This is a genomic window from Rhizobium sp. PAMB 3174, from assembly GCF_052908375.1.
This window is the reverse complement of the sequence record NZ_CM128608.1, coordinates 2,068,677-2,095,251: the sequence shown is the minus strand read 5'-3', so window position 1 is coordinate 2,095,251 and position 26,575 is coordinate 2,068,677. Positions and strand designations below refer to the sequence as shown.

At 61.8% G+C, this 26,575-nt stretch carries 23 protein-coding genes; 17 read left to right on the top strand and 6 right to left on the bottom strand.

Annotation, left to right across the window (positions count from 1 at the left end; translation table 11 throughout):
- The 13 genes from nuoI (at position 1) to ACU5AY_RS09945 (ending at position 13,824) form a co-directional block, all read left to right on the top strand.
- Complete coding sequence (nuoI, locus tag ACU5AY_RS10005; RefSeq protein WP_261930463.1) at positions 1-492, top strand: NADH-quinone oxidoreductase subunit NuoI; 492 nt, start codon at positions 1-3, stop codon at positions 490-492.
- A gap of 136 nt (positions 493-628) precedes the next feature.
- On the top strand, positions 629-1,243 hold the full coding sequence (locus ACU5AY_RS10000) for an NADH-quinone oxidoreductase subunit J (protein WP_446826097.1): 615 nt from the start codon (positions 629-631) through the stop codon (positions 1,241-1,243).
- A gap of 32 nt (positions 1,244-1,275) precedes the next feature.
- Positions 1,276-1,584, top strand: coding sequence for an NADH-quinone oxidoreductase subunit NuoK (nuoK, locus tag ACU5AY_RS09995; protein ID WP_261930461.1), 309 nt, complete (start codon positions 1,276-1,278; stop codon positions 1,582-1,584).
- 7 nt (positions 1,585-1,591) lie between these two features.
- Positions 1,592-3,583 carry an NADH-quinone oxidoreductase subunit L gene (gene nuoL / locus ACU5AY_RS09990; protein ID WP_446824581.1) on the top strand — a complete coding sequence of 664 codons (1,992 nt, stop codon included), beginning with the start codon at positions 1,592-1,594 and terminating at the stop codon, positions 3,581-3,583.
- Positions 3,583-5,094 carry an NADH-quinone oxidoreductase subunit M gene (locus tag ACU5AY_RS09985; protein ID WP_446824580.1) on the top strand — a complete coding sequence of 504 codons (1,512 nt, stop codon included), beginning with the start codon at positions 3,583-3,585 and terminating at the stop codon, positions 5,092-5,094. Before nuoL ends, ACU5AY_RS09985 begins: the two co-directional genes overlap by 1 nt.
- A gap of 17 nt (positions 5,095-5,111) precedes the next feature.
- Positions 5,112-6,554: an NADH-quinone oxidoreductase subunit NuoN gene (gene nuoN, locus ACU5AY_RS09980; protein ID WP_446828917.1), complete on the top strand. Its 1,443-nt coding sequence runs from the start codon at positions 5,112-5,114 to the stop codon at positions 6,552-6,554.
- A gap of 1 nt (position 6,555) precedes the next feature.
- Positions 6,556-7,320 (top strand): biotin--[acetyl-CoA-carboxylase] ligase, encoded by a 765-nt coding sequence (locus tag ACU5AY_RS09975; RefSeq protein ID WP_446828916.1) that lies wholly within the window; start codon positions 6,556-6,558, stop codon positions 7,318-7,320.
- Positions 7,321-7,337: 17 nt separating this feature from the next.
- Complete coding sequence (locus ACU5AY_RS09970) at positions 7,338-9,005, top strand: ribonuclease J (RefSeq protein WP_446828915.1); 1,668 nt, start codon at positions 7,338-7,340, stop codon at positions 9,003-9,005.
- A 20-nt stretch (positions 9,006-9,025) separates the two neighbouring features.
- Positions 9,026-9,430 (top strand): methylmalonyl-CoA epimerase, encoded by a 405-nt coding sequence (mce, locus tag ACU5AY_RS09965; RefSeq protein WP_446828914.1) that lies wholly within the window; start codon positions 9,026-9,028, stop codon positions 9,428-9,430.
- A gap of 74 nt (positions 9,431-9,504) precedes the next feature.
- Positions 9,505-9,789 (top strand): DUF1467 family protein, encoded by a 285-nt coding sequence (locus ACU5AY_RS09960; protein ID WP_446824575.1) that lies wholly within the window; start codon positions 9,505-9,507, stop codon positions 9,787-9,789.
- A gap of 669 nt (positions 9,790-10,458) precedes the next feature.
- Positions 10,459-11,781 carry a proline--tRNA ligase gene (gene proS, locus ACU5AY_RS09955; protein ID WP_446828913.1) on the top strand — a complete coding sequence of 441 codons (1,323 nt, stop codon included), beginning with the start codon at positions 10,459-10,461 and terminating at the stop codon, positions 11,779-11,781.
- A gap of 41 nt (positions 11,782-11,822) precedes the next feature.
- Positions 11,823-13,124, top strand: a complete 1,302-nt coding sequence (locus tag ACU5AY_RS09950) for a lipoprotein-releasing ABC transporter permease subunit (RefSeq protein WP_446826096.1) — start codon at positions 11,823-11,825, stop codon at positions 13,122-13,124.
- Positions 13,125-13,140: 16 nt separating this feature from the next.
- Positions 13,141-13,824, top strand: a complete 684-nt coding sequence (locus ACU5AY_RS09945; protein ID WP_446828912.1) for an ABC transporter ATP-binding protein — start codon at positions 13,141-13,143, stop codon at positions 13,822-13,824.
- A gap of 96 nt (positions 13,825-13,920) precedes the next feature.
- On the opposite strand, the gene ACU5AY_RS09940 is transcribed toward ACU5AY_RS09945, so the two are convergent.
- Complete coding sequence (locus ACU5AY_RS09940) at positions 13,921-14,526, bottom strand: hypothetical protein (protein ID WP_446828911.1); 606 nt, start codon at positions 14,524-14,526, stop codon at positions 13,921-13,923.
- A 319-nt stretch (positions 14,527-14,845) separates the two neighbouring features.
- Between ACU5AY_RS09940 and dnaE the strand changes: the two genes are divergently transcribed.
- Positions 14,846-18,346 carry a DNA polymerase III subunit alpha gene (gene dnaE, locus ACU5AY_RS09935; RefSeq protein ID WP_446824571.1) on the top strand — a complete coding sequence of 1,167 codons (3,501 nt, stop codon included), beginning with the start codon at positions 14,846-14,848 and terminating at the stop codon, positions 18,344-18,346.
- Between the two features lie 103 nt (positions 18,347-18,449).
- Here the strand turns inward: dnaE and ACU5AY_RS09930 are convergent, their stop codons facing one another.
- From ACU5AY_RS09930 to ACU5AY_RS09920, 3 genes are all read right to left on the bottom strand, one after another.
- Positions 18,450-19,631: an MFS transporter gene (locus ACU5AY_RS09930; protein WP_446824570.1), complete on the bottom strand. Its 1,182-nt coding sequence runs from the start codon at positions 19,629-19,631 to the stop codon at positions 18,450-18,452.
- Positions 19,632-19,877: 246 nt separating this feature from the next.
- The gene (locus ACU5AY_RS09925; protein ID WP_446828910.1) at positions 19,878-21,137 is read right to left on the bottom strand and encodes a L,D-transpeptidase; all 1,260 of its coding nucleotides are present in this window, start codon (positions 21,135-21,137) and stop codon (positions 19,878-19,880) included.
- A 143-nt stretch (positions 21,138-21,280) separates the two neighbouring features.
- Complete coding sequence (locus ACU5AY_RS09920; RefSeq protein ID WP_446828909.1) at positions 21,281-22,585, bottom strand: DNA polymerase IV; 1,305 nt, start codon at positions 22,583-22,585, stop codon at positions 21,281-21,283.
- An 88-nt stretch (positions 22,586-22,673) separates the two neighbouring features.
- Between ACU5AY_RS09920 and ACU5AY_RS09915 the strand changes: the two genes are divergently transcribed.
- Entirely contained in the window at positions 22,674-23,303 is a 630-nt protein-coding gene (locus ACU5AY_RS09915; protein ID WP_446828908.1) for an N-acetyltransferase family protein, read from the top strand.
- Here ACU5AY_RS09915 and ACU5AY_RS09910 read toward each other — a convergent pair.
- Both ACU5AY_RS09910 and ACU5AY_RS09905 read right to left on the bottom strand, forming a co-directional pair.
- Complete coding sequence (locus ACU5AY_RS09910; protein WP_446828907.1) at positions 23,248-23,937, bottom strand: hypothetical protein; 690 nt, start codon at positions 23,935-23,937, stop codon at positions 23,248-23,250. The two genes, ACU5AY_RS09915 and ACU5AY_RS09910, sit on opposite strands and share 56 nt — an antisense overlap.
- Positions 23,916-24,230 carry a DUF3572 domain-containing protein gene (locus tag ACU5AY_RS09905; protein ID WP_446828906.1) on the bottom strand — a complete coding sequence of 105 codons (315 nt, stop codon included), beginning with the start codon at positions 24,228-24,230 and terminating at the stop codon, positions 23,916-23,918. The genes ACU5AY_RS09910 and ACU5AY_RS09905 overlap by 22 nt, the downstream gene beginning before the upstream one ends.
- Positions 24,231-24,345: 115 nt before the next feature.
- Here ACU5AY_RS09905 and ACU5AY_RS09900 point away from each other — a divergent pair, with 115 nt between their 5' ends.
- Both ACU5AY_RS09900 and ACU5AY_RS09895 read left to right on the top strand, forming a co-directional pair.
- The gene (locus tag ACU5AY_RS09900) at positions 24,346-24,717 is read left to right on the top strand and encodes a response regulator (protein WP_446824564.1); all 372 of its coding nucleotides are present in this window, start codon (positions 24,346-24,348) and stop codon (positions 24,715-24,717) included.
- A gap of 33 nt (positions 24,718-24,750) precedes the next feature.
- A complete protein-coding gene (locus ACU5AY_RS09895; RefSeq protein WP_446824563.1) occupies positions 24,751-26,121 on the top strand; it encodes a PleD family two-component system response regulator in 1,371 nt (456 codons plus the stop codon).
- Positions 26,122-26,575 lie beyond the last annotated feature (454 nt).

The following is a 26,575-nucleotide window of genomic DNA, read 5'->3' as shown; positions in this document are numbered from 1 at the left end:
ATGGCAAGCATTTCCCAGGCCGTCAGTTCCGTGTTCCTCAAGGAGTTTGTCGCCGCCTTCGGTCTGGCGCTGCGCTACTTCTTCAAGCCGAAGGCGACGGTCAACTACCCGTTCGAGAAGGGCCCGGTCTCGCCGCGTTTCCGTGGCGAGCACGCGCTGCGCCGTTACCCGAACGGCGAAGAGCGCTGCATCGCCTGCAAGCTGTGCGAGGCGATCTGTCCTGCCCAGGCCATCACGATCGAAGCCGGGCCGCGCCGCAATGACGGCACGCGCCGCACGGTCCGTTATGACATTGACATGGTGAAGTGCATCTATTGCGGCTTCTGCCAGGAGGCCTGCCCGGTCGATGCGATCGTCGAAGGTCCGAATTTCGAATTCGCCACGGAAACCCGCGAAGAGCTCTACTTCGACAAGGCGCGGCTTCTCGATAACGGCGACCGCTGGGAACGGGAAATCGCGCGCAACCTGGCGCTCGACGCTCCGTACCGCTGAGGTTCGACAAGTGAATGAAACGCTGCGGCTCCTTCTGCCGCAGTCAACATAAACGGAGTACCGGCCCCCTTAGAGGGGAGGGCTCCAGATCGGGCAGGGACCTCCCCGGCCCGGGGGAAGACAAAAAGGCACCATCATGGGTCTGCAGGCTCTTTTTTTCTATCTCTTCGCCTTCGTCGCAGTCGCGTCGGCGTTCATGGTCATCTCGGCGCGGAACCCGGTTCACTCGGTTCTGTTCCTGATCCTGACCTTCGTTAATGCGGCGGGGCTGTTCCTGCTCACCGGCGCCGAATTCCTGGCGATGATCCTGCTGGTCGTTTATGTCGGCGCTGTGGCGGTTCTTTTCCTTTTCGTCGTGATGATGCTCGATATCGATTTTGCCGAGCTGCGCTCCGGCATCATGGAATACGCGCCGGTCGGCGCCCTGGTCGGCCTGATCCTGGCAGCCGAGCTGATCATCGTGGTCGGCGGTTCGCTGATCTCGCCGACGATCGCCCAGTCGCCCGCGGTTCCGATCCCGGCGCTGAGCGAGCGGACCAACACCGCCGCCCTCGGCGACATCCTCTACACCAATTACGTTTTCTTCTTTGAAATCGCTGGCCTTGTGCTTCTCGTTGCGATGATCGGCGCCATCGTCCTGACGCTGCGTCACCGCCAGCATATCAAGCGCCAGAACATCTCGGCCCAGGTCGCCCGCACGCCCGAGACCGCCGTCCAGGTGGTCAAGGTCAAGCCGGGGCAGGGTATCTGAGCTGAGAAGCGCGAGGCACAAGGAATATTCATATGGAAATCGGACTTTCCCACTATCTGACGGTCAGCGCCATCCTCTTCACGCTTGGCGTCTTCGGCATCTTCCTCAACCGGAAGAACGTCATCGTCATCCTGATGTCGGTCGAGCTCATCCTGCTCGCCGTCAACATCAACATGGTCGCCTTCTCGCACTTCCTGAACGACATGGTCGGCCAGGTCTTCGCCCTGTTCATCCTGACGGTGGCGGCGGCGGAAGCGGCGATCGGACTTGCAATTCTGGTTGTCTTCTACCGAAACCGCGGCTCGATCGCCGTGGAAGACGTCAACATGATGAAGGGCTGATAAGGCTATGATGTATAAGGCTATCGTCTTTCTTCCGCTGATCGGCTTCCTGATCGCTGGCCTCGGCGGCCGCTCGATCGGCGCAAAGGCGTCCGAATATGTGACCACCGGCCTGATGGTCCTCGTCGCCATCCTCTCCTGGATTGCCTTCTTCACCGTGGCGCTCGGCCACGTCGACGAGCCGATCAAGGTCGAGGTCTTCCGCTGGATCCAGTCCGGCGCGATCGATGTCACCTGGGCATTCCGGGTCGATACGCTGACGGCTGTCATGTTCGTCGTCGTCAACACCGTTTCCTGCCTGGTGCACCTCTACTCGATCGGCTACATGCACCACGATCCGCATCGTCCGCGCTTCTTCGCGTATCTGTCGCTGTTCACCTTCGCGATGCTGATGCTGATCACCTCCGACAACCTGCTGCAGATGTTCTTCGGCTGGGAAGGCGTGGGTCTGGCCTCGTATCTGCTGATCGGCTTCTGGTTCAAGAAGCCCTCGGCAAGTGCTGCCGCCATGAAGGCCTTCATCGTCAACCGCGTCGGCGACTTCGGCTTCATCCTCGGCATCTCGGGTGTCTTCGTGCTCTTCGGCTCGATCAACTTCGACACGATCTTCGCAGGCGCCGCCGGCTTCACGCCGGAAGAGGCCGCCAAGTCGACCGACGTCGTCCTCAACCTGTTCGGCATGCATCTCGACAAGGCGCACGCACTGACCGGTGTCTGCCTGCTGCTCTTCATGGGTGCGATGGGCAAGTCGGCGCAGTTCCTGCTCCACACCTGGCTGCCTGACGCCATGGAAGGCCCGACCCCGGTTTCGGCCCTCATTCACGCCGCCACCATGGTCACCGCCGGCGTCTTCCTCGTCGCCCGCATGTCGCCGCTCTTCGAACTGTCGCCCGATGCGCTGACCGTCGTCACCATCATCGGCTCGATCACCGCCTTCTTCGCGGCGACCGTCGGCCTCGTGCAGAACGACATCAAGCGCGTCATCGCCTACTCGACCTGTTCGCAGCTCGGCTATATGTTCGCGGCCCTCGGCGTCGGTGCATACGGCGCGGCCATCTTCCACCTGTTCACGCACGCCTTCTTCAAGGCGCTCCTGTTCCTTGGTGCCGGCTCGGTCATCCACGCCGTTTCCGACGAGCAGGATATGCGCAACATGGGTGGCCTGAGGAAGCACATTCCTTGGACATTCACGGCGATGACGATCGGTACTGTCGCGCTGACCGGTCTCGGCATCCCCGGCACCATCATCGGCACCGCCGGCTTCTTCTCCAAGGACGCCATCATCGAGACGACCTACGTCTCGAGCAATCCGGCCGCCGGCTTTGCCTTCGGCATGCTGGTCATCGCAGCCCTCTTCACCAGCTTCTATTCCTGGCGTCTGGTGTTCATGACCTTCTTCGGCAAGCCGCGCGCTTCCGCGGACGTCATGCACCATGTTCATGAATCGCCGATGGTGATGCTGCTGCCGCTGGCTATCCTGTCGCTTGGCGCTCTCTTTGCCGGCCTTATCTTCCACGGTGCCTTCTACGGCGAAGGCTACGCCGAATTCTGGAAGGGCGCGCTCTTCACGCTGCCGGAAAACGAGATCCTCGAACTGCACGAGCATGTGCCGGTCTGGGTGCACCTCGCACCGTTCACCGCCATGGCCGTGGGCTTCCTGGTCGCCTGGTGGATGTACATCAAGTCGCCTGAGCTGCCGGGCAAGCTCGCAGCCCAGCACCACGTCCTCTACCGGTTCCTCCTGAACAAGTGGTACTTCGACGAGCTCTACGACATCCTGTTCGTACGCTCCGCCAAGGCCCTTGGCCGGTTCCTCTGGAAGAAGGGTGATGTCGCCGTGATCGATCACTATGGTCCGAACGGTGTCGCCGCCCGCGTGGTCGACGTTACCAACCGCGTCGTGCGCCTGCAGACCGGTTACCTCTATCACTATGCGTTCGCGATGCTGATCGGTGTCGCCGCCCTCGTTACCTGGATGATGCTCGGGAGTTCCTTCTGATGACCGATTGGCCCATTCTCTCAACGGTCACCTTCCTGCCGCTCGTCGGCGTGGCGCTGCTGCTGCTGACCAACGAGAACAGCACCTATGGCCGCCGCAACATCCTCAATGTTGCGCTGCTGACCACCGTCTTCACCTTCGCGCTCTCGCTCTTCATCTGGGGCGGGTTCGACAATGCCAATCCCGGCTTCCAGATGGTCGAGAAACACGACTGGCTGAACACCGGCATTGCCTATCACGTCGGCGTGGACGGCATCTCGATGCTGTTCGTCATCCTCACCACCTTCCTCATGCCGTTCTGCGTGCTGGCAAGCTGGGTTGCGGTCGAGAAGCGCATCAAGTCCTACATGATCGCGTTCCTGATCCTCGAAACGCTGATGATCGGGGTCTTCACCTCGCTTGATATCGTCCTGTTCTACGTCTTCTTCGAAGGCGGCCTCATTCCGATGTTCATCATCATCGGCGTCTGGGGTGGCAAGGATCGCGTCTATGCGAGCTACAAGTTCTTCCTCTACACGCTGCTCGGCTCCGTGCTGATGCTGCTCGCCATCATGGCGATGTACTGGCAGGCCGGCACGACTGACATCCCCGAACTGCTTGCCTACAACTTCCCTGCCGGCATGCAGAAATGGCTGTGGCTGGCGTTCTTCGCCTCGTTTGCAGTCAAGATGCCGATGTGGCCGGTCCACACCTGGCTTCCCGATGCGCACGTTCAGGCGCCGACGGCCGGTTCGGTCATCCTGGCCGGCATCCTCCTGAAACTCGGCGGCTACGGCATGCTGCGCTTCATGCTGCCGATGTTCCCGCTGGCCTCCGACGCCTTCGCGCCCTTCGTCTTCGCGCTGTCCGTCATCGCCATCATCTACACCTCCCTGGTGGCGATGATGCAGGATGACATGAAGAAGCTGATCGCCTATTCGTCGGTTGCGCATATGGGCTACGTGACGATGGGTATCTTCGCGGCGAACGTGCAGGGCGTGCAGGGGTCGATCTTCCAGATGATCTCGCACGGCTTCGTCTCCGGCGCGCTTTTCCTCTGCGTCGGCGTCATCTATGACCGCATGCACACCCGCGAGATCTCGGCCTATGGCGGTCTCGTCAACAACATGCCGAAATATGCCGTTGCCTTCATGATCTTCACGATGGCCAACGTCGGTCTGCCCGGCACCTCCGGCTTCATCGGCGAGTTCCTGACGCTGATCGGCGTATTCCAGGCAAACTCCATGGTGGCGCTGTTTGCCGCCACCGGCGTGATCCTCTCGGCAGCCTACGCACTCTGGCTCTATCGCCGGGTCATCTTCGGTGCACTGGAGAAGGAGAGCCTGAAGGCGCTTCTCGATCTCTCGCCGCGCGAACAGATGATCCTCTATCCGCTGATCGCAGTCACCATCTTCTTCGGCGTCTATCCGGCTCCGATCTTCGATGCGACGGCGGCTTCGGTCGATCTGCTGGTAAATCACTATTCCGCAGCCCTGCAGGCGGCGCATAATCTTGCGCTTGCGGTGAACTGACGACAGGACCCTTGGAAATGACCGCTGAAACACTAATCGCGAGCCTGCAAATCACCACGCCGGAACTGATCCTGGCGGTGGGGGCTCTGGTTCTCCTGATGATCGGCGTTTTCTCGGGCGAGCGCTCGGGTCCGACCGTTACGGGACTGGCGGTGGCGCTGCTCATCGCCGCCGGCCTGTGGATCGTCCTCGTGCCCGCTGACGGCCAGGCCTTCGGCGGCGCCTACATCGCCGATCCGTTCTCCCGCTTCATGAAGGTGCTGGCGCTCATCGGCGCGGTCATCGCCATGATCATGTCCGTCGGCCATGCCCGCTCGGAACATCTCGACCGCTTCGAGTTTCCGGTGCTCCTGGTGCTGGCGACGCTCGGCATGCTGCTCCTGATCTCTGCCAACAACCTGATTTCCTTCTACCTGTCGCTGGAACTGCAGTCGCTGGCGCTCTACGTCGTCGCCGCCATCAACCGCGACAGCCTGCGCTCGACGGAAGCCGGCCTCAAGTACTTCGTCCTCGGTGCCCTGTCTTCGGGCATGCTGCTCTACGGCATGTCGCTGGTCTACGGCTTCACCGGCCACACCGGCTTCGACGGCATTGCCCAGGCGCTGACGGCCGAAACCCGTTCGATTGGCCTCGTCTTCGGTCTGGTCTTCATCCTCGCCGGCATGTCCTTCAAGATCTCGGCCGTGCCGTTCCACATGTGGACGCCGGACGTCTATGAAGGCGCGCCGACCCCGGTCACCGCCTTCTTCGCCGCTGCTCCGAAGATCGCCGCCATGGCCATCTTCATCCGCATCGCCGTCACCGCCTTCGATCCGATCGTCAAGGACTGGCAGCAGGTCGTGGTGTTCATCTCGATCGCCTCCATGGTGCTCGGCGCCTTTGCCGCAATCGGCCAGAAGAACATCAAGCGACTGATGGCCTATTCGTCGATCGGCCACATGGGCTATGCGCTGGTCGGTCTCGCCGCCGGCTCCAAGACCGGCGTCACCGGTGTCATCCTCTACATGACCATCTACATGGTCATGACGCTCGGCACCTTTGCCTGCATCATGGCGATGCGTCGCAAGGAAGAGGGCAATGTCGAAAACATCGACGATCTCGCCGGCCTGTCTTCGACCAACCCCTTCATGGCCGTCGTGCTGACCGCGCTGATGTTCTCGCTTGCCGGCATTCCGCCGCTCGCCGGCTTCTTCGGTAAGTACTTCGTCTTCGTCGCTGCCATCGAAGCCAAGCTCTATGCGCTGGCCGTCATCGGCGTGCTCGCGTCGGTCGTCGGTGCCTATTACTACCTGCGCATCGTCAAGCTGATGTGGTTCGACCAGCCGAAGGGTGAGTTCACCCGCGTCGCCGGCGAACTGCGCCTGGTCTTCGGCCTGGCCGGTCTCTTCGTCGCCGCCTACGTGCTGATCGGCGGACCGCTTGGTGCCGCTGCCGAAGCTGCTGCAGCGTCGTTCTTCTGATATGACGGATAGAAATGCGTGGCGGATGTCGATCGACGACTTCCGCCACGAATCGTTTTCGGAACTGGAATCCACCAACACGGCCTGCATGGAGCGGGGCAGGGCCGGCGATCCGGGCAATCTCTGGATCACTGCCGGCCGGCAGCTTGGCGGCAAGGCCCGCCGCGGCCGCTCCTGGGTGTCCGAACGCGGCAATCTCTATGCTTCCCTGCTTCTCGTCGATCCGGCCCCGGTCGCCAGGTTGGCCTCCCTGCCGCTCGCCGTTTCGCTTGCCGTCCATGACGCCGTGCGCAAGGTCATGCCGCCGGGGAGCGATCCGGTCGAGATCAAGTGGCCGAACGACATCCTGATCGGGCGCAAGAAGACCTGCGGTATCCTGCTTGAGGGCGGCGCCTTGCCCGAGGGTCACCACGCCGTGGTCATTGGCATTGGCATCAACATCGTCGCGAAGCCGGACAACGTTCCTTATGACGCAACGTGCCTCGCCGAGCATGGCGCCGCCGTTTCGCCGGACGAATTGTTCGCCCATCTGTTCGCAACCATGGTGGATGCGCTCAATCTGTGGGATAAGGGCCGTGGTGTCCGTGCCGTCGTTGAACGCTGGCGCGAGAATGCCTGCGGGATCGGGGAGAAGATCCGGGTCAATCTGCCGGATCGCTCGTTGACTGGCCGGTTCCTCGACATTGACGACAACGGTCTGCTTCTGCTGCAGACGGACGACGGCGCGGGAATACCGATTGCCGCCGGCGATGTTTTTTTTGAATGATTGGAAAAATTTAGAGAATGGCAAAGAAAGACGAACTGGTGTTTCTGCCGCTGGGCGGTGTTGGCGAGATCGGCATGAACCTCGCCCTCTACGGCTTTGGCCCTCCGGACCATCGCGAATGGATCATGGTGGATTGCGGCGTCACCTTTCCCGGGCCGGATCTGCCCGGCGTCGATCTCGTGCTGCCCGACATCCGCTTCATCGCGGAACAGCGCAAGAACCTGAAGGCGATCTTCATCACCCACGCGCATGAGGACCATTACGGCGGCCTTAACGAGCTGTGGCCGGGCCTCAACGTGCCGGTCTATGCGTCCGGCTTCACCGCCGGCATGCTGGAAGCCAAGCGCGACTACGAAGGCGACCGTCGGGAAATCCCGATCACCCACTTCAAGGCCGGCGACCGCGTCAATGTCGGTTCCTTCAGCGTCGAGGGCGTGTCGGTCAACCACTCCATCCCGGAGCCGATGTCGCTCGTAATCCGTACGCCGCTCGGCAATCTGGTCCATACCGGCGACTGGAAGATCGATCACAAGCCGTCGCTCGGTCCGCTGACCGACGAGGCACGCTTCCGCGCCATCGGCGACGAAGGCGTGCTGGCGATGATGTGCGACAGCACCAACGCCATGCGCGACGGCATTTCTCCGTCCGAGGAGGAGGTCTCCGAAGGGCTGCGCAAGGTCATCGAAAGCGCCGAGGGTCGTGTGGCGATTACCACCTTCTCCTCGAATGTGGGCCGCATCCGCTCGATCGCGCAGGCCGCCGAGGCCGCCGGCCGCGAAGTACTGCTGCTCGGCAGTTCGCTGAAGCGCGTCGTCAATGTCGCGACCGATATCGGCCTGATGGAGGGCATCAAGCCGTTCATCGCCGAAGACGAATTCGGCTACATCCCGCGCGACAAGGTCGTGGTCATCCTGACTGGCAGCCAGGGCGAGCCGCGCGCCGCACTCGCCAAGATCTCCCGCGACGAGATGCGTCATGTGGCGTTTGCCGCCGGCGACACCGTGGTCTTTTCTTCTCGCGCCATTCCTGGCAACGAGAAGGAAATCAACAATATCAAGAACGGTCTGATCGAGCAGGGCCTGCACATCGTGACCGACGCCGAGGCATTGGTGCATGTTTCCGGCCATCCGCGCCGCAACGAACTCAAGCAGATGTACGAGTGGGTCCGTCCGCAGATCCTCGTTCCTGTCCATGGCGAAGCCGCACATCTGACGGCGCAGGCCGAGCTGGCAGCACAGTCCGGCATCGCCCAAGTGCCGAAGGTGAGGAACGGCGACATGCTGCGCCTCGCCCCCGGTCCCGCCGAAGTCGTCGACCAGGTTGCCCATGGACGCCTGTTCAAGGACGGCAAGCTGCTCGGCGACATCGACGAAATGGGCATTTCCGAGCGCAAGAAGCTCTCCTATGTCGGCCATGTCGCAGTCAGCATCCTGATCGACAGCCGCTACGAGATCATCGGCGATCCGGATATCGTGCCGCATGGCCTGCCGGAATATGATGACGAAGGCGAGGACATGGACGACACGCTGTTCGATGCGGTGGTCGGCGCCGTCGAGAGCATTCCGCGCGCCAAGCGCAAGGATATGGAAATGGTGCGTGAAGCCGTGCGCCGTGCCGTGCGCTCGACCATGAACCAGAGTTGGGGCAAGAAGCCGGTCGTGACCGTGTTCTTGAACAAAGTCTAGGCAACGGCAGGGAGGCTGGCATGCTGGGCAAGGTCAATCACATCGCAATCGCCGTGCCGGACCTCGCGGCGGCAACCGCCTCCTATCGCGACACGCTCGGAGCGGTCGTTTCCGCGCCACAGTCGCTTCCCGAACACGGCGTCACCGTCGTGTTCGTCGAACTGCCCAACACCAAGGTCGAACTCCTGGAGCCGCTCGGCGAGGCATCGCCGATTGCCGCCTTTCTGGAGAAGAACCCATCCGGCGGCATGCATCACATCTGCTACGAGGTTACCGATATCCTGGCCGCCCGCGACCAGTTGAAGGCGGCCGGAGCAAGGGTGTTGGGAGACGGCAATCCGAAGACTGGCGCCCATGGCAAGCCGGTGCTCTTCCTGCACCCGAAGGATTTCTTCGGCACGCTGATCGAACTCGAACAGGTGTGACAAGAGGGCGCTGCGCGCGCCTTTGAAACCCGAATGCCGTCGGGCTATAAGGCGGCAAATGGAGGAGACTTCCCGTGCCCTGGTTTTCGATCTTTGCCGTCTACTTCATCATCTGGTGGCTGACGCTGTTCATCATGCTGCCGATCGGCATGCGCAGTCAGGCGGACGAAAATGACGTGACGCTGGGCACGGTCGAGAGTGCGCCCGCGCATTTCCGCTTCTGGCGCGTGATGCTGATGACGACCGTGGTCGCGGCGCTGATCAACGGTGTGTGGTGGATCGCCTCGGGCTATTTCGGGATCAGCATCGATTCAATCCCGCGTTTCGTACCGGTTTTTGACGAGAGCATTGGCCGCTGACGCAGGCGTCGGGCAGTGCCTGAAACGAAGGCAAAAAAAAACAAGGCACGAAGCCTTGTTTTTAAGTGTCGCGTGACCTGTTTCCGTTTCCGGGGCTGCGAACGAGCGCGCCGAGATCAAAATCCTCCCAAGACTTTAACCGCGAGATGGCAAAGAATTTAACCTCTCTGCCTGTTTTGTGGGCTGACACTAGCCAAAACTTTAGGCTTTGTCATCCGGTTTTTTGCATTTTTGTTACAGTTCTGGACTTTTTTTGGTATTGACAAAATCGTGATGGACGATCTCGCGCCTTAAACTTCTGGCCGCCAAGAAATGGCCGGTCGCCTCCAGTAAGTTGTTGATTACATTGAATGCGATTTCACGTCAATTGTATCGTTTCATTTGCTGGCGCGGCAGGTACCCCATTCTTGACGGGCGTCATTTGCGGGCCTGAAAGTGGACTTTGAGGCGAAACATGACGGTGATGCGACAGGCCCGGGGCAGGGCGGCGTTTCTGTCGCAGGCGATCGTGGCAGGTTATGCGCCGAAGTCTCGTCAAATCGCGTCTGGCCGGCAGCCTTGCCGGGTTTCATTCTCGCCCCGAAGCGGCTATGAAAGCGCCAAATTTGTAGCTCAAATGCGCGATTCCCGAGCAGTTCGGGGAAAGCATTGTTTTGGAACCTGAAGCCCATGCGTCTGTCCCGCTATTTTCTGCCTATCCTGAAGGAAAATCCCAAGGAGGCCGAGATCGTCTCCCACCGCCTGATGCTGCGCACCGGCATGATCCGCCAGCAGTCGCAGGGCATCTATTCCTGGCTGCCGATGGGCAAGCGGGTCCTCGACAAGGTGAACGCGATCATCCGCGAGGAACAGAACCGTTCCGGCGCCATCGAGCTCCTGATGCCGACGCTGCAGTCGGCCGAGCTCTGGCAGGAAAGCGGCCGCTATGACGACTACGGCAAGGAAATGCTGCGCATCAAGGACCGGCAGGACCGGCCGATGCTCTATGGCCCCACCAACGAGGAAATGATCACCGACATCTTCCGCTCGTCGGTCAAGTCCTACAAGAGCCTGCCGCTCAACCTCTACCACATCCAGTGGAAGGTCCGCGACGAGATCCGTCCGCGCTTCGGCACCATGCGCTCGCGCGAATTCCTGATGAAGGACGCCTATTCCTTCGATCTGACGAAGGAAAGCGCGATCGAGTCCTACAACAAGATGTTCGCCGCGTATCTGCGCACCTTCGACCGCCTGGGCCTGCGCGCCATTCCGATGCGCGCCGATACCGGCCCGATCGGCGGCAACCACAGCCACGAGTTCATCATCCTGGCCGATACCGGTGAATCCGAAGTGTTCTGCCACAAGGACTTCGTCAATTTCGACATTCCGTCCGTCGACACCGATTTCAACGATGCGGAAGGCCTGCAGGCGATCTTCGACAAGTGGACCTCGGTCTACGCCGCGACGTCGGAAATGCACGACGAGGCCGCATTCGACGCGATCCCCGAAGGCGACCGCCTGTCGGCACGCGGCATCGAGGTCGGCCACATCTTCTATTTCGGCACGAAATATTCCGAGCCGATGGGCGCGAAAGTGCAGGGACCGGACGGCAAGGAACACCTTGTCCACATGGGCTCCTACGGTATCGGTCCGTCACGCCTTGTTCCCGCCATCATTGAAGCCTCGCATGACGACAGTGGAATCATCTGGCCGGCCTCCGTCGCGCCGTTCGATGCCGTGCTGATCAACATGAAGCCCGGCGACCAGCTTTGCGATACAGCCTGCGATAAGCTTTATCAGGCATTGTCGAATGCGGGTAAGGACGTGCTCTACGACGACACCGACGAGCGCGCCGGCACCAAGTTTGCCACGGCGGATCTGATCGGTGTTCCGGTGCAGGTGATTGCCGGACCGCGCGCCCTTGCCAATGGCGAGGTCGAGCTGAAGGATCGCAAGACCGGCGCCCGCGAAACCATGACCGTGGAAGCGGCGCTGAACAAGATACTGGGCTGAAGGCCGCCTCCGGCCTTTTGGGAGTTGTCTGAATGACGAGCATGACGGCCGAAGAAACCTCGACCGAAGCCGCCGGCAAGGGAAATGCCAACCGTCCGTTCTCCGCCTTCGAGCGGATGGTGGCATGGCGTTATCTGCGGGCCCGCCGCAAGGAAGCCTATATCTCGGTGATCGCCGGCTTTTCCTTCATCGGAATCATGCTTGGCGTCGCCACCCTCATCATCGTCATGGCGGTGATGAACGGCTTCCGCACCGAGCTTATCTCCAAGATCCTCGGGCTCAATGGCCATATGATCGTCCAGCCGATCGACCAACCGCTCTCCGACTATGTCGACCTCGCCAAGAAGTTCGAGGCGGTCGACGGCGTGACGATGGCGCTGCCGCTCGTCGAAGGCGAGACGCTGGCGTCCGGCAAGCAGGGTGCGGGCACCGGCGCGCTGGTGCGCGGCATCAGTGCCGACGATCTCTCCAAGCTCAAATCCGTTTCCGACAACATCAAGTCGGGCGACATGGTCTCCTTTGCCGCCGGCGACGGCGTGCTGATCGGCTCGCGGCTTGCCCAGCAGCTGGGCCTCTTCGTCGGCGACAGCATCACGCTGATCTCGCCGGAAGGCGACGTGACGCCGATGGGGGTCACGCCGCGGGTGAAGACCTACAAGGTGACCGGCATCTTCGAGATCGGCATGTCGGAGTATGACTCCTCGATCATCTTCATGCCGCTGAAGGAAGCGCAGCTCTATTTCAACGCCGAGGGCCTGGTGCAGTCGATCGAGATCTTCGTCGACAATCCGGACAATGTCGGCGATCTGCGTCCGAAGATCGAAGAGGCCGCCGGCCGCCAGGTGTTCATCACCGACTGGCGCCAGCGCAACCAGACCTTCTTCTCCGCCCTGCAGGTGGAGCGCAACGTGATGTTCATGATCCTGACGCTGATCGTCATCGTCGCCGCGCTCAACATCATCTCCGGCCTCATCATGCTGGTGAAGGACAAGGGCCACGACATCGCCATCCTGCGCACCATGGGCGCGACATCCGGCGCGGTGATGCGCATCTTCTTCATGACGGGTGCTGCGATCGGCACGGTCGGCACTTTCGCCGGCGTCGTGCTCGGCGTCGTCGTCTGTCTCAACATAGAGTCGATCCGCCAGTTCTTCTCCTGGGTGTCCGGCACGGTTCTCTTCGATCCGGAGCTCTATTTCCTGAGCAAGCTGCCTGCCGACATGAATGCCGGCGAGACGATCGCCGTTGTCGTCATGGCGCTGGGGCTCTCCTTCCTGGCGACGATCTTCCCGGCCTGGCGCGCATCCCGGCTCGATCCGGTCCAGGCGCTGCGCTACGAATAAGGATACGTTTTCCTCCATGAACAACGACATCGCATTGCGCCTTGAGGGCATTTCCCGCAGCTACGGGCAGGGCGACGCCGTCCTGTCGATCCTGAAGGGCGTCGACTTCTCGCTGAAGCGCGGCGAAACCGTCGCGCTGGTGGCGCCGTCCGGCACCGGCAAATCGACGCTCCTGCAGATCGCCGGCCTGCTCGAGCACCCGGACGAAGGTGACATTTCCATCAATGGCGTCTCCTGCACGCACATGTCGGACGACCGGCGGACGGCCGTGCGCCGCAGCGATATCGGCTTCGTCTACCAGTTCCACCACCTGCTGCCCGAGTTCTCGGCGCTTGAAAACATCATGATGCCGCAGCTGATCGCCGGCCTCGACAAGAAGGAGGCGGCCGAGCGCGCCAGCCAGCTTCTCGACTACATGCGTATCGGCCATCGCGGCTCGCACCGCCCGGCGGAGCTTTCCGGCGGCGAGCAGCAGCGCGTCGCGATCGCCCGCGCGGTTGCCAATGCGCCGATCGTGCTTCTGGCCGACGAGCCCACTGGCAACCTCGACCCGGAAACCGCCCACTACGTCTTCGACGCTCTGGAAGCCCTGGTGCGCCAGTCCGGCCTTGCCGCCATGATCGCCACGCACAACCACGACATTGCCGCCCGCATGGACCGCTGCGTGACGCTCGACGCAGGCCAGATCAAGGAACTCTGAGGCGGTTTTGCGCTTGACGGTCATACCGTTGGGCGCATTTCCGGAATCAGTTCGTGAGGCCCGTCACGGGATTTCTTCCTGTGGGAAGCCTGACGTTTACGGATTGAGCCCGCAGACCTTCAGACCCGTTTCGTCCTGCCAGTCCTGAAGCGTAATGCGCTTCGCCTCCATCGTCATTGGCTTGCCGTCCGCCACACCCTTGCCGGACAGAAGATTGAGGTCGCAGGAGCCGTTCCGCTCGGTATCCAGCGTGTCATAGTATTCATAGCTGTAGCCGGCGACGACGAAGGAGCCGTCGCGATAGGCGAGCGTCAGGACCTGATGCCATCGATCACGGCCGACGGCGTCGTTGTGCGTGGTCACCGTGATGGAGCCGGCTGCCGTCGCCTTGATCGACGGCTCCTGTCCGTAAATGCCGTCATCGCCCGCCGGCGCATTTCCCCAGACCTTGTCCGGCACGATAGCCGCCGGCATCAGCAGGTCGCGCTCGGCGTTGCGCAGATAGATGCTGATGCCGATCTCGCCGGTACCACTCTCCTCCGCCCCATCGGCAGATGACACGAACAGGACGGCGAGGTCGCTTGCCCCGTCCTTGTTCCAGTCGCCGACGACCGCATCGACGATCCGGTCGGCAGCCGCCGCAGGCGTGGCCGCGATCCCTGCAACGAGGAGCAAACAGAGGGCGGTGGTGGGCAGGCGCATGGTGGGCTCCGGGCAGGGGAATGTTGACCTCAGAAAAGCACATCCAAAAAAGTGGCAAAAGGGTGTTGACGTGAGAACTAAAATAGAACATAAAAAGAACAGATAGGAAAAGGAGAGGGAAATGTCGTACTTCATCAAAGACGTAGCAGCATTTGCATCGATTTCCGTGTTTCTGGCGGGCTTCGCCGCCATCGTCATGTCGGTCTGATCGGGACCGCATTCTCTTCTGGAAATTGACACCATCCGGGCGCGCGGTTGTGGACATCGGGCGCTCACCGGCAGACAATCCGGCGATTGAAAGAATCGTCTGGAAGGTGACATGTCGGAAGCGGGAAGCGGAACGAAATCGGATGGTCTGACGCAGTCTGTCGGACCCGGATTTGTGCACTTGCGGGTGCATTCCGCCTATTCGCTTCTCGAGGGCGCCCTGCCGCTGAAGAAGATCCTCGGCAAGGCCATTGCCGACGAACAGCCGGCGATCGCCATCACCGATACCAACAATCTCTTCGTGGCGCTCGAATTCGCCCAGAAGGCATCGGGCGACGGTTTGCAGCCGATCATCGGCTGCCAGCTCTCCATCGACATGGAGGACGGGCAGGAGACCGAACGGCGCGGCAACCAGGCGCTCGCCAAGCTGCCGTCGATCGTGCTGCTCGCCGCCGACGCCGAAGGCTATGAACGGCTGGTGGACATCGTCAGCCGCGCCTATCTCGACGGCGAGAGCAACCACGCCGTCCATATGATGGCCTCATGGCTTGAGGAACTCGGCACCGGCGGGCTGATTGCGCTGACGGGTGCCAGCGGCGGGCCGATCGACATGCCGTTGAAGGACAGCCATGCGGCGGTTGCCGAAGCCCGGCTCCTGAAGCTGAAGGCTCTGTTCGGCGACAGGCTCTATATCGAGCTGCAGCGCCAGCGCGGCTACGACAAGCGGCACGAGAAGCGGATGATCGATCTCGCCTATCGCCACGACATTCCGCTGGTCGCCACCAACGAGGCGTTCTTTCCGTCTCCGGACGATTACGACGCGCATGATGCGCTGATGGCGGTCGCACACAATGCCATCGTGTCCGACGACCGCCGCTTCCGCCTGACCCCGGATCATTATCTGAAAAGCCGCAAGGAGATGATGCAGCTCTTTGCCGATATTCCGGAGGCGCTCGCCAATACGGTCGAGATCGCCAGGCGCTGCTCGTTCATCCTGAAAACCCGCAAGCCGATCCTGCCGCGCTTCACCGGCGCCTCCGACGATCCGGAAGAGGCGGAACGGGCGGAAACCGAGGAACTGAAGCGCCAGTCGCGCGAAGGTCTCGATAGCCGGATCGCGGCGCTCGGCATTGCGCCGGGCTACACCGAGCAGGATTATCGCGAGCGACTGGAATACGAGCTCGGCATCATCGAGCGGATGAAGTTCCCGGGCTACTTCCTCATCGTTTCCGACTTCATCAAATGGGCCAAGCAGCAGGACATCCCGGTCGGCCCCGGCCGTGGTTCGGGCGCGGGCTCGCTTGTCGCCTATGCGCTGACGATCACCGACGTCGATCCGCTGCGCTTCTCGCTGCTCTTCGAACGCTTCCTCAATCCTGAGCGCGTGTCGATGCCCGACTTCGACATCGACTTCTGCCAGGAGCGCCGCGAAGAGGTGATCCGCTACGTGCAGCGCAAATATGGCCGCGAGCAGGTGGGGCAGATCATCACCTTCGGTTCGCTGCAGGCCCGCGCGGCGCTGCGCGACGTCGGCCGCGTTTTGGAAATGTCCTACGGCCAGGTCGACAAGATCTGCAAGCTCGTGCCGAACAATCCGGCCAATCCGACACCGCTGCACAAGGCGATCGAGGAAGAACCGAAGCTGCAGGAGGCCGCCGCCGAAGAGCCGGTCGTCGCCCGCCTTCTCGAAATCGCCCAGAAGATCGAGGGCCTCTACCGCCACGCCTCGACACACGCCGCCGGCATCGTGATCGGCGACCGGCCGCTGTCGAAGCTCGTGCCGATGTACCGAGACCCGCGCTCCGACATGCCGGTCACCCAATTCAACATGAAGTGGGTCGAACAGGCGGGCCTGGTGAAGTTCGACTTCCTCGGCCTGAAGACGCTGACGGTTTTGAAGACGGCGGTCGATTTCATCGCCAAGCGCAAGATTTCCGTCGACCTGCCATCCGTTCCGCTCGACGATCCGCCGACCTACGAGATGTTGTCCAAGGGCGACACGGTCGGCGTGTTCCAGGTGGAAAGTGCAGGTATGCGCAAGGCGCTGATCGGCATGCGGCCGGACTGCATCGAGGACATCATCGCGCTCGTGGCGCTCTATCGTCCGGGCCCGATGGAGAACATCCCGGTCTACAACGCCCGCAAGCACGGCGAGGAGGAGATCGCCTCCATCCACCCGAAGATCGACTACCTGCTGAAGGAAACCCAGGGCGTTATCGTCTATCAGGAGCAGGTGATGCAGATCGCCCAGGTGCTCTCGGGCTATTCGCTCGGCGAAGCCGACCTTCTGCGCCGCGCCATGGGCAAGAAGATCAAGGAGGAGATGGACAAGCAGCGCGCCCGCTTCGTCGACGGCGCGGTCGCCAACGGTGTCTCCAAGCCCCAGTCCGACATGATCTTCGACCTGCTGGCGAAGTTCGCCAACTACGGCTTCAACAAGTCGCACGCCGCCGCCTACGCCATTGTCTCCTACCACACCGCCTATCTGAAGGCCCATTACCCGGTCGAGTTCCTGGCGGCGTCGATGACGCTCGATATGTCGAACACCGACAAGGTCAACGACTTCCGCCAGGACGCCAAGCGTCTCGGTATCGAGGTGATCGCGCCGTCGGTGCAGACCTCGTTCCGGCATTTCGAGACGGGCGAGAACCGCATCTATTATTCGCTCGCCGCCATCAAGGGCGTCGGCGAAGCGGCGGTCGACCACATCGTCGCGGTGCGTGGCGACAAGCCGTTCGAGAGCCTGGAAGATTTCTGCCTGCGGATCGACCCGAAGCAGATCAACCGCCGCGTTCTCGAAAGCCTGATCTATGCCGGCGCCTTCGATTGCTTCGGCCACGACCGGGCGGCGCTCGTCGCCGGTCTCGACCGGATCATCGGCTATGCGCAGAGCGCGCAGGAGGACAAGGTCTCGGGGCAGGGCGGCCTGTTCGGTCTTGGCGGCGGCGGCGGACCGGAAAAGATCGTCCTTCCGGCCTTCAATCCCTGGCTCGCCTCAGAACGGCTGATGAAGGAATTCCAGGTTCTGGGCTTCTACCTGACCGCCCATCCGCTCGATGCCTACCAGCCGGTGCTCGACAAGATGCGGGTGCAGAATTTTGCCGATTTCTCCGCCTCGGTTAAGCAGGGCGCCACCTTCGGCCGGCTCGCCGGCACTGTCATCTCGCGGCAGGAGCGCAAGACCCGCACCGGCAACAAGATGGGCATCGTCACTTTCTCCGATGCCTCCGGCCAGTACGAGGCGGTGCTCTTTTCCGAAGGCCTGAACCAGTATCGCGACCTGCTCGAATCGGGAAAGTCGCTGGTGATCACGGTTGCGGCAGAAGAGCGCCCGGAAGGCATCGGCTTGCGCATCCAGACAGCCCAATCGCTGGAGGAGAAGTCGGTGCAGATGCAGAAGGCGCTGCGCGTCTTCGTGCGCGACAGCGGCCCGTTGAAGACCGTGGCGGCGCATCTGAACGCCAAGGGCGACGGCCTCGTCTCCTTCGTCGTCATCAAGGACGACGGCAAGCGGGAGGTGGAGGTGGAGCTGAACCAGCGGTACCGCATCTCGCCGGATATCGCGGCGGCATTGCGGGCAGCGCCCGGCGTCATCGATGTGGAACTGGTCTGATCCGGTCGGCGGTCGCCGGAATTGAATCTGAAATCAGCGGTTTGCTCGCCGTTCCTGAATCAGGCTCTCAAGCCCTTGAATCACATTGTGAAGGCGGAGGCGATCAGGTCTCCGCCTCCGTATCCCGGCGTCTCGTCAGATAGAGAACGGCGATCGCCCCCATCATCACCACGGCGGCTGCGGCAAGCACGCTGCGGAAGTCGAACAGGCTGGCGATCAGGCCCATGCCGGTCGTCGCCGTCATTGACCCCAAGAACAGGCTGTTCATGTAGAGCGAGGTCGCCCGGCCCAGCCGTCCGCGCGCAAACCCCTGCGCGAACATGATTGCCACGCCGGCGAAGATGCCGAAATAGAGCCCCTCGACGAAGGCCGCCACCATCATCATTTCGACGGAAGCAGTGATGTCGTAGAGAAAGAACGCCGCAAAGCCGCCAGCGCTGGAGAGAAACAGCGCATTGCGCCGGCCGATCGCGTTGGTCAGCGCCGGCGATCCCATGATGGCGATGATTTCGGCTGCACATTTCAGCGTGAAGGACAGGCCGGGCGTATAGGCCGGCAGGCCGAGTTCCTGGGTGAGATAGAGCGGCAGTGTGGCACTGCAGAGCGTCGATGACAGCGAGAACAGGAAACAGAAGATCGCCGCCGCCCATAGTGCCTTGTTGTCGAACCATGCCCGCCAACCGCCGATCAGCGGCCGACCGACCGCGGAGGTGATGAAATCGCGCGGCAGCGCGAGGAAACTGGTGATCCAGCCGGCAAGCGCCAGGATGAAGACGAAATGGAAGACGGCGACGCTGCCGAAGCGGTCGGCGATCAGGTAGGAGCAGGCCGGCCCGAACATCCAGCCGGTCGAGGTCATGGTCCGCATCAGCGCGTTGTATCGGGCGAGCGGCAGGCCCTCGCGCTCGGCATAGAGCCGGCCGAAGATGAACATCGACGAGACGCCGGCGCTGGAAAACGCAATGCCCGGCGCCGAGATCAGCAGGAGGATCGCATAGGACTGGTGGAGCGAGAGCACGGCGCTGGAGAGAACGATCCCGCCCGCCGAAATCACCATCATCGGAAAGATCCGGACGCTGCGGTCGATCCGCTCGCCGAAATAGCGCGTGCAGGCCATGGTGAGCAGGCTCGCGGTGATCGCGTAGACGCTGATCGCCCACGGCGCCATGTGCAGGTCCTCCACGATGAAATATCCCATGAAGGGAATGATCGCGGAGTTGCACAGCGAGCTGATCAGCATGGCTAGCAGGATCAGTACCGGCTGACGGCCAAATACGGAGGGCATGACGGCAGTTCTTCTTAAAATGCGAAGTCAAGGAAGCGAGAAGACGGCGGAATGAGGAGGGAATGCGATCCAGGCCACTCCGGCCCGGTCGTCTGGATGGCCGGGCGAGTCCGTGGATGATCATAATACGACCATGCCGCTTTCAAAGCCGCATTTTAAGGCAAGCTTACGGAATTGGCGTCGGGGGACCTTTTTGCAACAGCTGTGGGTTGTCGCCGGTCCCGCGTCACATTCGGCCGGTGCCGATCAGCCGCCCTTCGATGCGGGCGGCTGGCGCACCGTGGTCACGAAATCCGTGCCCGGACCGGTGTTCATTTCATAGCCGGTGTCGGCGATGGTCAGCGACAGGCCGGGTACAACCATCGCCGCGATCTTCTGGCGGATGTCGTCGGGAATGGTCAGGCGGTCGAGCACGCGCTTGGCGGCGTCCGGCGCCGATGCGTCGGCTTCCTTGGTGAGGCCAAGCCGTTCCATCGTCTTTGCGGGCAGATGATTGGGCAGCGTCAGCGCGTTCCACTCTGCGGCGCCATTGGCGGCATCGACACCGATCACTTCCAGGAAATGCGTACCGAGTGCCGTCTGTGGGTCGCGGATCTCGATGGGAGCGGAAAAGACCTCGGCAAAGTTCTGCCGGGCGATGAGCTGCCCGCGCGGAGGGGCCTTGCGGCCGGCGGCGTCATAAAGCGCCTGCAGCACGGCGTCGGACAGCAGTTCGGGTTGCGGCCCCATCTGGTGGGCGGTCTTGAACTGGTTGACGGCGTCCACGGTCTTGCGTCCGATCAGGCCGTCGGCCGGACCGATGTCATAGCCGAGTCCTGCGAGAAGCGCCTGCGCATCGCGCGTGTCGTCGGCCTTGCTGCGCCAGGTGATGAGGATCCTCAGCGGCGCCACGTCGGGCAGGGGAGAAGCCTCGAATTCCGGCTTCGGCAACGCGCCGGTGACCGGCCCGTTCATCGCGACCTCGACCGGTGCCTTGCCGTCCAGCGGGACGGTCGGCCGCAAGGTCGCGTCGGACAGCATCTGTACGGGGCGGTCGAGGTTGAAGAGGACGGGATGGCTGATCGGCGCGGGCGCGACCGGCGCATCCGAGATGATGACATGCGTTCCGCGCGCGGTCATGCCGTAGAGTTCCTTGGCGAAGGCGCGCGGCATGCGCACGCAGCCATGCGAGGCCGGGTAGCGCGGCACATGGTTCGATTCGTGCAGGGCGACGCCCGACCAGGTGATGCGCTGCATGAAGGGCATCGGCGCGTCGTCATAGAGATTGGACCGGTGGAACTTCCGTTTCTCGAGGATCGAGAAGATGCCTGCCGGCGTCGTGTGGCCGGCCTTGCCGGTGGAGACATTCGAGGTGGCGATCGCCTTGCCGTTCTCGTAGACGGTCAGGCTCTGCGTCTGCTTCGAGACGATGATCTGCAGCACGGCATTTTCGGCTGCCAGAGCCGGGGAGGAAAGGCATGTGGCGGCGGCAAGGAAGCCGGCGACGACCGCAAGAGACAGACGCATGAACAGGAACCTCTATTCGGGATCGGTTCAAGCGTAGGAGTGGTGGTTTAAGAAAGTTCAACCGAAGCGGCCGAGCAGAGGCATTTAAGCCGGGTGAAGCGGCAAATCCCGCAATTGAGGTAAATTTTAAGTAAAGGATTGCGCTACTTGGTGCGCCCGCCGCCGGGGCTCTTCCCGGTACCGAACGTGTAGCCGGTTTCCACGGTCGCCTTGCCGAATTTCGCGCGGATCTTGTCCATTGCCGCTTCCGCCGCCGCGCGGCGGGTCGATTGCGCGTCGATAAGGTCCGGCGGATCGGCCCGCTCGGCATCGGAAAGGTCGCTGACGCCGATGCCGATCAGGCGAAAGCGCGTGCCGTCGGTCTCCTTTTCGAGCAGGCTGAGCCCGGTGCGGAATATCCGGTCGGCAAGCTGGGTCGGGTCTTCCAGTTGTCGGTTGCGGGTGCGCAGCTTGAAATCGGCCGTCTTCAGCTTGAGCACCACCGTCCGCCCGGCGATCTCGCCGGTCTTCAGCCGCCAGGCAACGCTTTCCGACAGCCGCCGCAGGATCGGCACCAGTTCGTCGAAGGAGGAGACGTCCTCGAAGAAGGTCGTTTCGGACGAGACGCTTTTGGCGCCTTCGTTGAGGTGCACCTTGCGGTCGTCGATGCCGCGCGACAGGCGATAGAGTCGCTGCCCTATGACACCGTAGCGGCGCATCAGGTCGTTTTCCTCCATCTGCTGCAACTGGCCCACCGTGCGGATGCCGTCTCTCTCCAGCGTCGCCGCAAAGGCCTTGCCGACGCCCCAGATGGTCGTCACCGGACGCGGGGCGAGGAACTCCACCGCCTCCGCCTGTCCGACGACGGAGAAGCCGCGCGGCTTCTGCAGGTCGGAGGCGACCTTGGCGAGGAACTTGCAGTAGGAGAGGCCGACGGACACCGTGATGCCGATCTCGCTCTCCACCCGCTTGGCGAACTTCGCCAGCGTGCGCGCCGCCGGATCATGGTGCAGCCGTTCGGTGCCGGCCAGATCGAGAAAGGCCTCGTCGATGGAGATCGGCTGCACCAGCGGCGTCAGGTCCAGCATCATCTGGCGGATCTCCTTGCCGACCCGGCTGTATTTTTCCATGTCCGGCCGGATGACGACGGCATTGGGGCAGGCTTCCAGCGCCTTGAACATCGGCATTGCGGAACGCACGCCATGGATACGGGCGATGTAGCAGGCGGTCGAGACCACGCCGCGCTTGCCTCCGCCGATGATCACCGGTTTGTCGGCGAGCTCCGGATTGTCCCGCTTTTCCACCGACGCGTAGAAGGCGTCGCAATCGATATGCGCGAGCGACAGCCGGTTGATCTCCGGATGATAGACGAGCCGCGGGCTGCCGCAGGCATGACAGCGCTTCCGCCCGGCGGGAAGGCCGGTCAGACAGTCGCGGCAGAAACCTGGATACTCTTGCGCCTGCATCATCCGAAAAGAACAAATGTTGAACATCCTTAAGTTACGCCGTAAGCTCGCGAGTCTCAAGGGCTGCTTTCAAGGTGGAAGAGGGATGCGAATGACCGGCAAGACGAGGGTAGCGCATCCGCTGACGGCGGAGCGGTGGCCGGACTTCGAGCGCCTCTTCGGTCCGCAGGGCGCCTGCTACGGATGCTGGTGCACCTATTTCCGCATCCCGTCTTCGCAGCGCAAGTCATACGATGCTGACGCCAAGAAGGACTTCATGCGGAGGCGGGTCGAGGCCGGTCCGCCGCCAGGTGTCCTCGGTTATCTCGATGGCGAACCGGTCGCCTGGGTGCAGGTCGGGCCGCGCCTGGAGCTGCCGCAATGGAACAGCCCACGCACCGTTTCGAGGCCGTTGGAGGAGAGCGATGCCGTCGACCCCGGCATATGGGCTGTCAGCTGTTTCTTCATGGCCTCGCGCCAGCGCGGCCAGGGGCTCAGCCACTGGATGCTTGAGGAGGCGATCGCCTTCGCGAGAGAGAACGGTGCGCGACATCTGGAAGCCTGCCCGATCGAACGCACCAAGCAATCGAAATCCGTCGGTCTCTATGTCGGCTCCAAAAGGATATTCGATGCTGCCGGTTTTGCGGAAGTCGCGCGCCGCAAGGAGGGCAGGCCGCTGATGCGGCTCAGCCTGTCTGCGGCGCCGCACGGCCCTGCATCGACTGGAAATGGGAACGGATGATCGTCTCGGCCGCGCTCCAGTCTGGCGCCGGGACCACGCCGTCGCCTGCGGGCGGCGCGAAAGCGAACACCGCCGACGGAGGTTTCAGATGAATGAGCAGGCATTCGGGCACATGCTCGGCGACGGAGGCGAGATTGCGCGCCATGTCGTCGAGAAAGACGACGGGCTGGTCGCGCCCGCCATGCAGCCGCTCGACGACCGGTCCCTTCGCGGTTTCGGTGGCGATCATTGGAAAGCGGAGGCCGAACCGGTCGAGCAGCGCGCGTCGCGTCTCGGCATAGACCGGCGGCATGGCTGTCAGGAAGACGATGTCGGCCGTCTTCGAGAGCGAATGCAGCGTCTCGCAGGCCGTGTCGAACGGACGCTGCCAGTCACTTTGCAGCCTGTAGAAATCGCGAATGAGCGCCGTGACGCGGCTGTCGTCGACAACGCTGCCGTCATCGATGGAGACGATATTGCCATGCAGGCGGAAGGAACGGGGGAGGTGTCGATGGCCGAGGCTTTCGAGATAGAGATTGAACGGATCGATGAACTGCAGCACGACATCGTCGATGTCGCTGACGATCAGCGGCCGATCGGTGAGCCGGATGTCGCTCGGGTCTGCGGTCAGCGTCACGGCTGGAAGTCGCCCCATGCGCCGGTGTCGTTGCCGAAGGCCCGGGCAGCCGCAACGACTGTCTCCGGCCGCGTGCCGGTCTCGCTGCAGAAGGCCATCAGGCTCGGCTCATGGTTCATCAGAAATTCGATCAGGGCGGCGAAGAAACCGGGCTTGGCGGCTGCCTCGCGCAGCTGGTCTGCTCTCATCCCGGACAGTGCAAGGAAGCGCCCAAGCATATCGGGTTGCGCCGCCAGCCAGGATAGTACGGCGATGGCGGTTTCCTGCGGGTCGGCGGAGACATTGGGATCATTCTTCATTTCTATTTCCAAGTTACCTATTTCTCAACCAAATCAAACTACCATTGCAAATTCAGGAGCCGGAAAACAGCGCGGTGAGCTGCAAATTGTTCGCGGTACCTCCCGACAGGGGCAAAGGAAGCTTGGAATGCCGAAGAAGGTAATGATCGTAGAAGACAACGAGCTCAATATGAAGCTCTTCAAGGATCTGATTGAAGCTTCCGGCTACCAGACGATTCAGACACGCAATGGCATGGAAGCCCTTGATCTTGCTCGTGAACACCGGCCGGACCTCATTCTCATGGACATCCAGCTTCCGGAAGTTTCGGGGCTTGAAGTCACGAAGTGGCTGAAGGAGGATGACGAGCTGCATGTGATTCCGGTGATTGCGGTCACCGCCTTCGCCATGAAGGGCGATGAGGAGCGCATCCGTCAGGGTGGCTGTGAAGCATATATCTCAAAACCAATTTCCGTTCCGAGATTTCTCGAAACGATCAAGACCTATCTCGGTGACGCTTGACGGTCACGTGACAATAGGGGTTGGAAAGCGAAGATGACGGCACGAATTCTGGTGGTTGACGATATTCCGGCGAACGTGAAGCTGCTCGAAGCGCGGCTGGTCGCGGAATATTTCGAGGTTCTGACTGCCGAAGACGGGATGACGGCGCTCGAGATCTGCGACCGGACCCATGTCGACGTGATCCTTCTGGACGTCATGATGCCCGGCATCAACGGCTTCGAGGTCTGCGAACGGCTGAAGGCGAATCCCAGGACTGCGCATATTCCCGTCGTCATGGTCACGGCGCTGGATCAGCCGGAAGATCGCGTGCGCGGCCTGAAGGCCGGGGCCGACGACTTCCTGACCAAGCCCGTCAACGACCTGCAGCTGATCTCCCGCGTCAAAAGCCTCGTGCGCCTGAAAACGCTGACCGACGAGCTGCGCGCACGCGCCGAGACCGCCCAGCATGTCGGCATCGCGGACGTGCTGCGGGCCGGCGACGGTCAGCTGGAGGACAAGGGTCGCATCATGGTCGTCGACGGCCGTGGCAGCTCGCAGGAACGATTGGTGCGCAATCTGCAGCCGATCGCCGAAGTCCATTCCATGTCCGATCCGCAGGCGGCACTGTTCGAGGCGGCAGAGAACACGTTCGACCTGATCATCGTCAATTCCAACTTCGACGACTATGACCCGCTTCGCCTGTGCTCGCAGCTTCGCTCGCTCGAACGCACCCGCATGATCCCGCTTCTGATCATCACGGAGCAGGGCGACGAGCAGATGATCATCCGGGCGCTGGAACTCGGCGTCAACGACTACATCGTCCGTCCGGTCGATCCCAATGAACTGGTTGCCCGCAGCCTGACCCAGATTCGCCGCAAGCGCTATAACGACCGCCTGCGCGCCAACGTCACCCAGAGTATCGAACTGGCGGTGACGGACGGTCTCACCGGCCTCAGCAACCGCCGCTATCTCGACAATCACCTCAAGGTGCTGTTCAACCGCGCGCTTGTGCGCGGACGCCCGATGTCGCTCTGCATCACCGACATCGACCGCTTCAAGCTGGTCAACGACACCTATGGCCACGATGCCGGCGATGAAGTGCTGAAGGAGTTCGCCTCGCGCATCCGCTCGGCCGTACGTGGCGCCGATCTCGCATGCCGTTACGGTGGCGAGGAGTTCGTCATCGTCATGCCGGATACACCGCGCGAGGTCGCCGCCCTGGTGGCAGAGCGGCTGCGCGTTGCGGTCGAGAGCAAGCCCTTCACGATCAGGAGCCGCGATGAGGAGGTCAGCGTTACGGCATCCGTCGGCATCTCGACCACGACGCCGGCCCTGTCCGGTCCGGAAGAGCTCCTCAAGCTCGCCGACCAGGCGCTGTACACGGCGAAGAACAGCGGCCGCAACCGTGTGGTCGAAGCCGCCTGACGGCCGGTAGCCATTCAATCGAAGTATAATAGAGGGTGATCTTCCCGCCATCTGTCAGGTCCGGATTCGGCAGCGATTCCGTATTGGACGATCGGCCCGGGGCGATTCTAAAGGCCGTTCCAGGCAATTCCTGAAGGCAGATGCCGAAAAAACAGTCACAGACTGTGGATATCTGCATATTTTTCCGGGCCGCATAGGGCATGCGCTATCTTAGTATAGTTCTAAAAAAGCTGGGAAAGTCAGGATTTCAATGCCTATTTCTCAGTCTATTTTCACCACTTGAGGCGCTGAGTGTGAATATTTTCCAATTTTAGAAGATTTTAATGTGCGTTCGCGCCCATGAACTTCGGATTTATTGTTTCAATTCAATCGAAGATCAGTTTTTGTCTTCCGAAACGTATTTCAAACTCGGAAATTGCCGTGCACAGGTTATGCACTAGTGATTCTTCGATTG

Bases quoted from the DNA above. Each gene is read 5' to 3' on its own strand.
- ACU5AY_RS09920 (WP_446828909.1), bottom strand. From the start codon at position 22,585: ATGATGCAGGCGCAAGAGTATCCAGGTTTCTGCCGCGACTGTCTGACC.
- ACU5AY_RS09915 (WP_446828908.1), top strand. From the start codon at position 22,674: ATGACCGGCAAGACGAGGGTAGCGCATCCGCTGACGGCGGAGCGGTGG.
- ACU5AY_RS09975 (WP_446828916.1), top strand. From the start codon at position 6,556: ATGACGGATAGAAATGCGTGGCGGATGTCGATCGACGACTTCCGCCAC.
- nuoL (WP_446824581.1), top strand. From the start codon at position 1,592: ATGATGTATAAGGCTATCGTCTTTCTTCCGCTGATCGGCTTCCTGATC.
- mce (WP_446828914.1), top strand. From the start codon at position 9,026: ATGCTGGGCAAGGTCAATCACATCGCAATCGCCGTGCCGGACCTCGCG.
- ACU5AY_RS09985 (WP_446824580.1), top strand. From the start codon at position 3,583: ATGACCGATTGGCCCATTCTCTCAACGGTCACCTTCCTGCCGCTCGTC.
- ACU5AY_RS09895 (WP_446824563.1), top strand. From the start codon at position 24,751: ATGACGGCACGAATTCTGGTGGTTGACGATATTCCGGCGAACGTGAAG.
- ACU5AY_RS09945 (WP_446828912.1), top strand. From the start codon at position 13,141: ATGAACAACGACATCGCATTGCGCCTTGAGGGCATTTCCCGCAGCTAC.
- nuoN (WP_446828917.1), top strand. From the start codon at position 5,112: ATGACCGCTGAAACACTAATCGCGAGCCTGCAAATCACCACGCCGGAA.
- nuoK (WP_261930461.1), top strand. From the start codon at position 1,276: ATGGAAATCGGACTTTCCCACTATCTGACGGTCAGCGCCATCCTCTTC.
- proS (WP_446828913.1), top strand. From the start codon at position 10,459: ATGCGTCTGTCCCGCTATTTTCTGCCTATCCTGAAGGAAAATCCCAAG.
- ACU5AY_RS09970 (WP_446828915.1), top strand. From the start codon at position 7,338: ATGGCAAAGAAAGACGAACTGGTGTTTCTGCCGCTGGGCGGTGTTGGC.
- ACU5AY_RS09950 (WP_446826096.1), top strand. From the start codon at position 11,823: ATGACGGCCGAAGAAACCTCGACCGAAGCCGCCGGCAAGGGAAATGCC.
- ACU5AY_RS09910 (WP_446828907.1), bottom strand. From the start codon at position 23,937: ATGGGGCGACTTCCAGCCGTGACGCTGACCGCAGACCCGAGCGACATC.
- ACU5AY_RS09940 (WP_446828911.1), bottom strand. From the start codon at position 14,526: ATGCGCCTGCCCACCACCGCCCTCTGTTTGCTCCTCGTTGCAGGGATC.
- nuoI (WP_261930463.1), top strand. From the start codon at position 1: ATGGCAAGCATTTCCCAGGCCGTCAGTTCCGTGTTCCTCAAGGAGTTT.
- ACU5AY_RS09900 (WP_446824564.1), top strand. From the start codon at position 24,346: ATGCCGAAGAAGGTAATGATCGTAGAAGACAACGAGCTCAATATGAAG.
- ACU5AY_RS10000 (WP_446826097.1), top strand. From the start codon at position 629: ATGGGTCTGCAGGCTCTTTTTTTCTATCTCTTCGCCTTCGTCGCAGTC.
- ACU5AY_RS09930 (WP_446824570.1), bottom strand. From the start codon at position 19,631: ATGCCCTCCGTATTTGGCCGTCAGCCGGTACTGATCCTGCTAGCCATG.
- dnaE (WP_446824571.1), top strand. From the start codon at position 14,846: ATGTCGGAAGCGGGAAGCGGAACGAAATCGGATGGTCTGACGCAGTCT.
- ACU5AY_RS09925 (WP_446828910.1), bottom strand. From the start codon at position 21,137: ATGCGTCTGTCTCTTGCGGTCGTCGCCGGCTTCCTTGCCGCCGCCACA.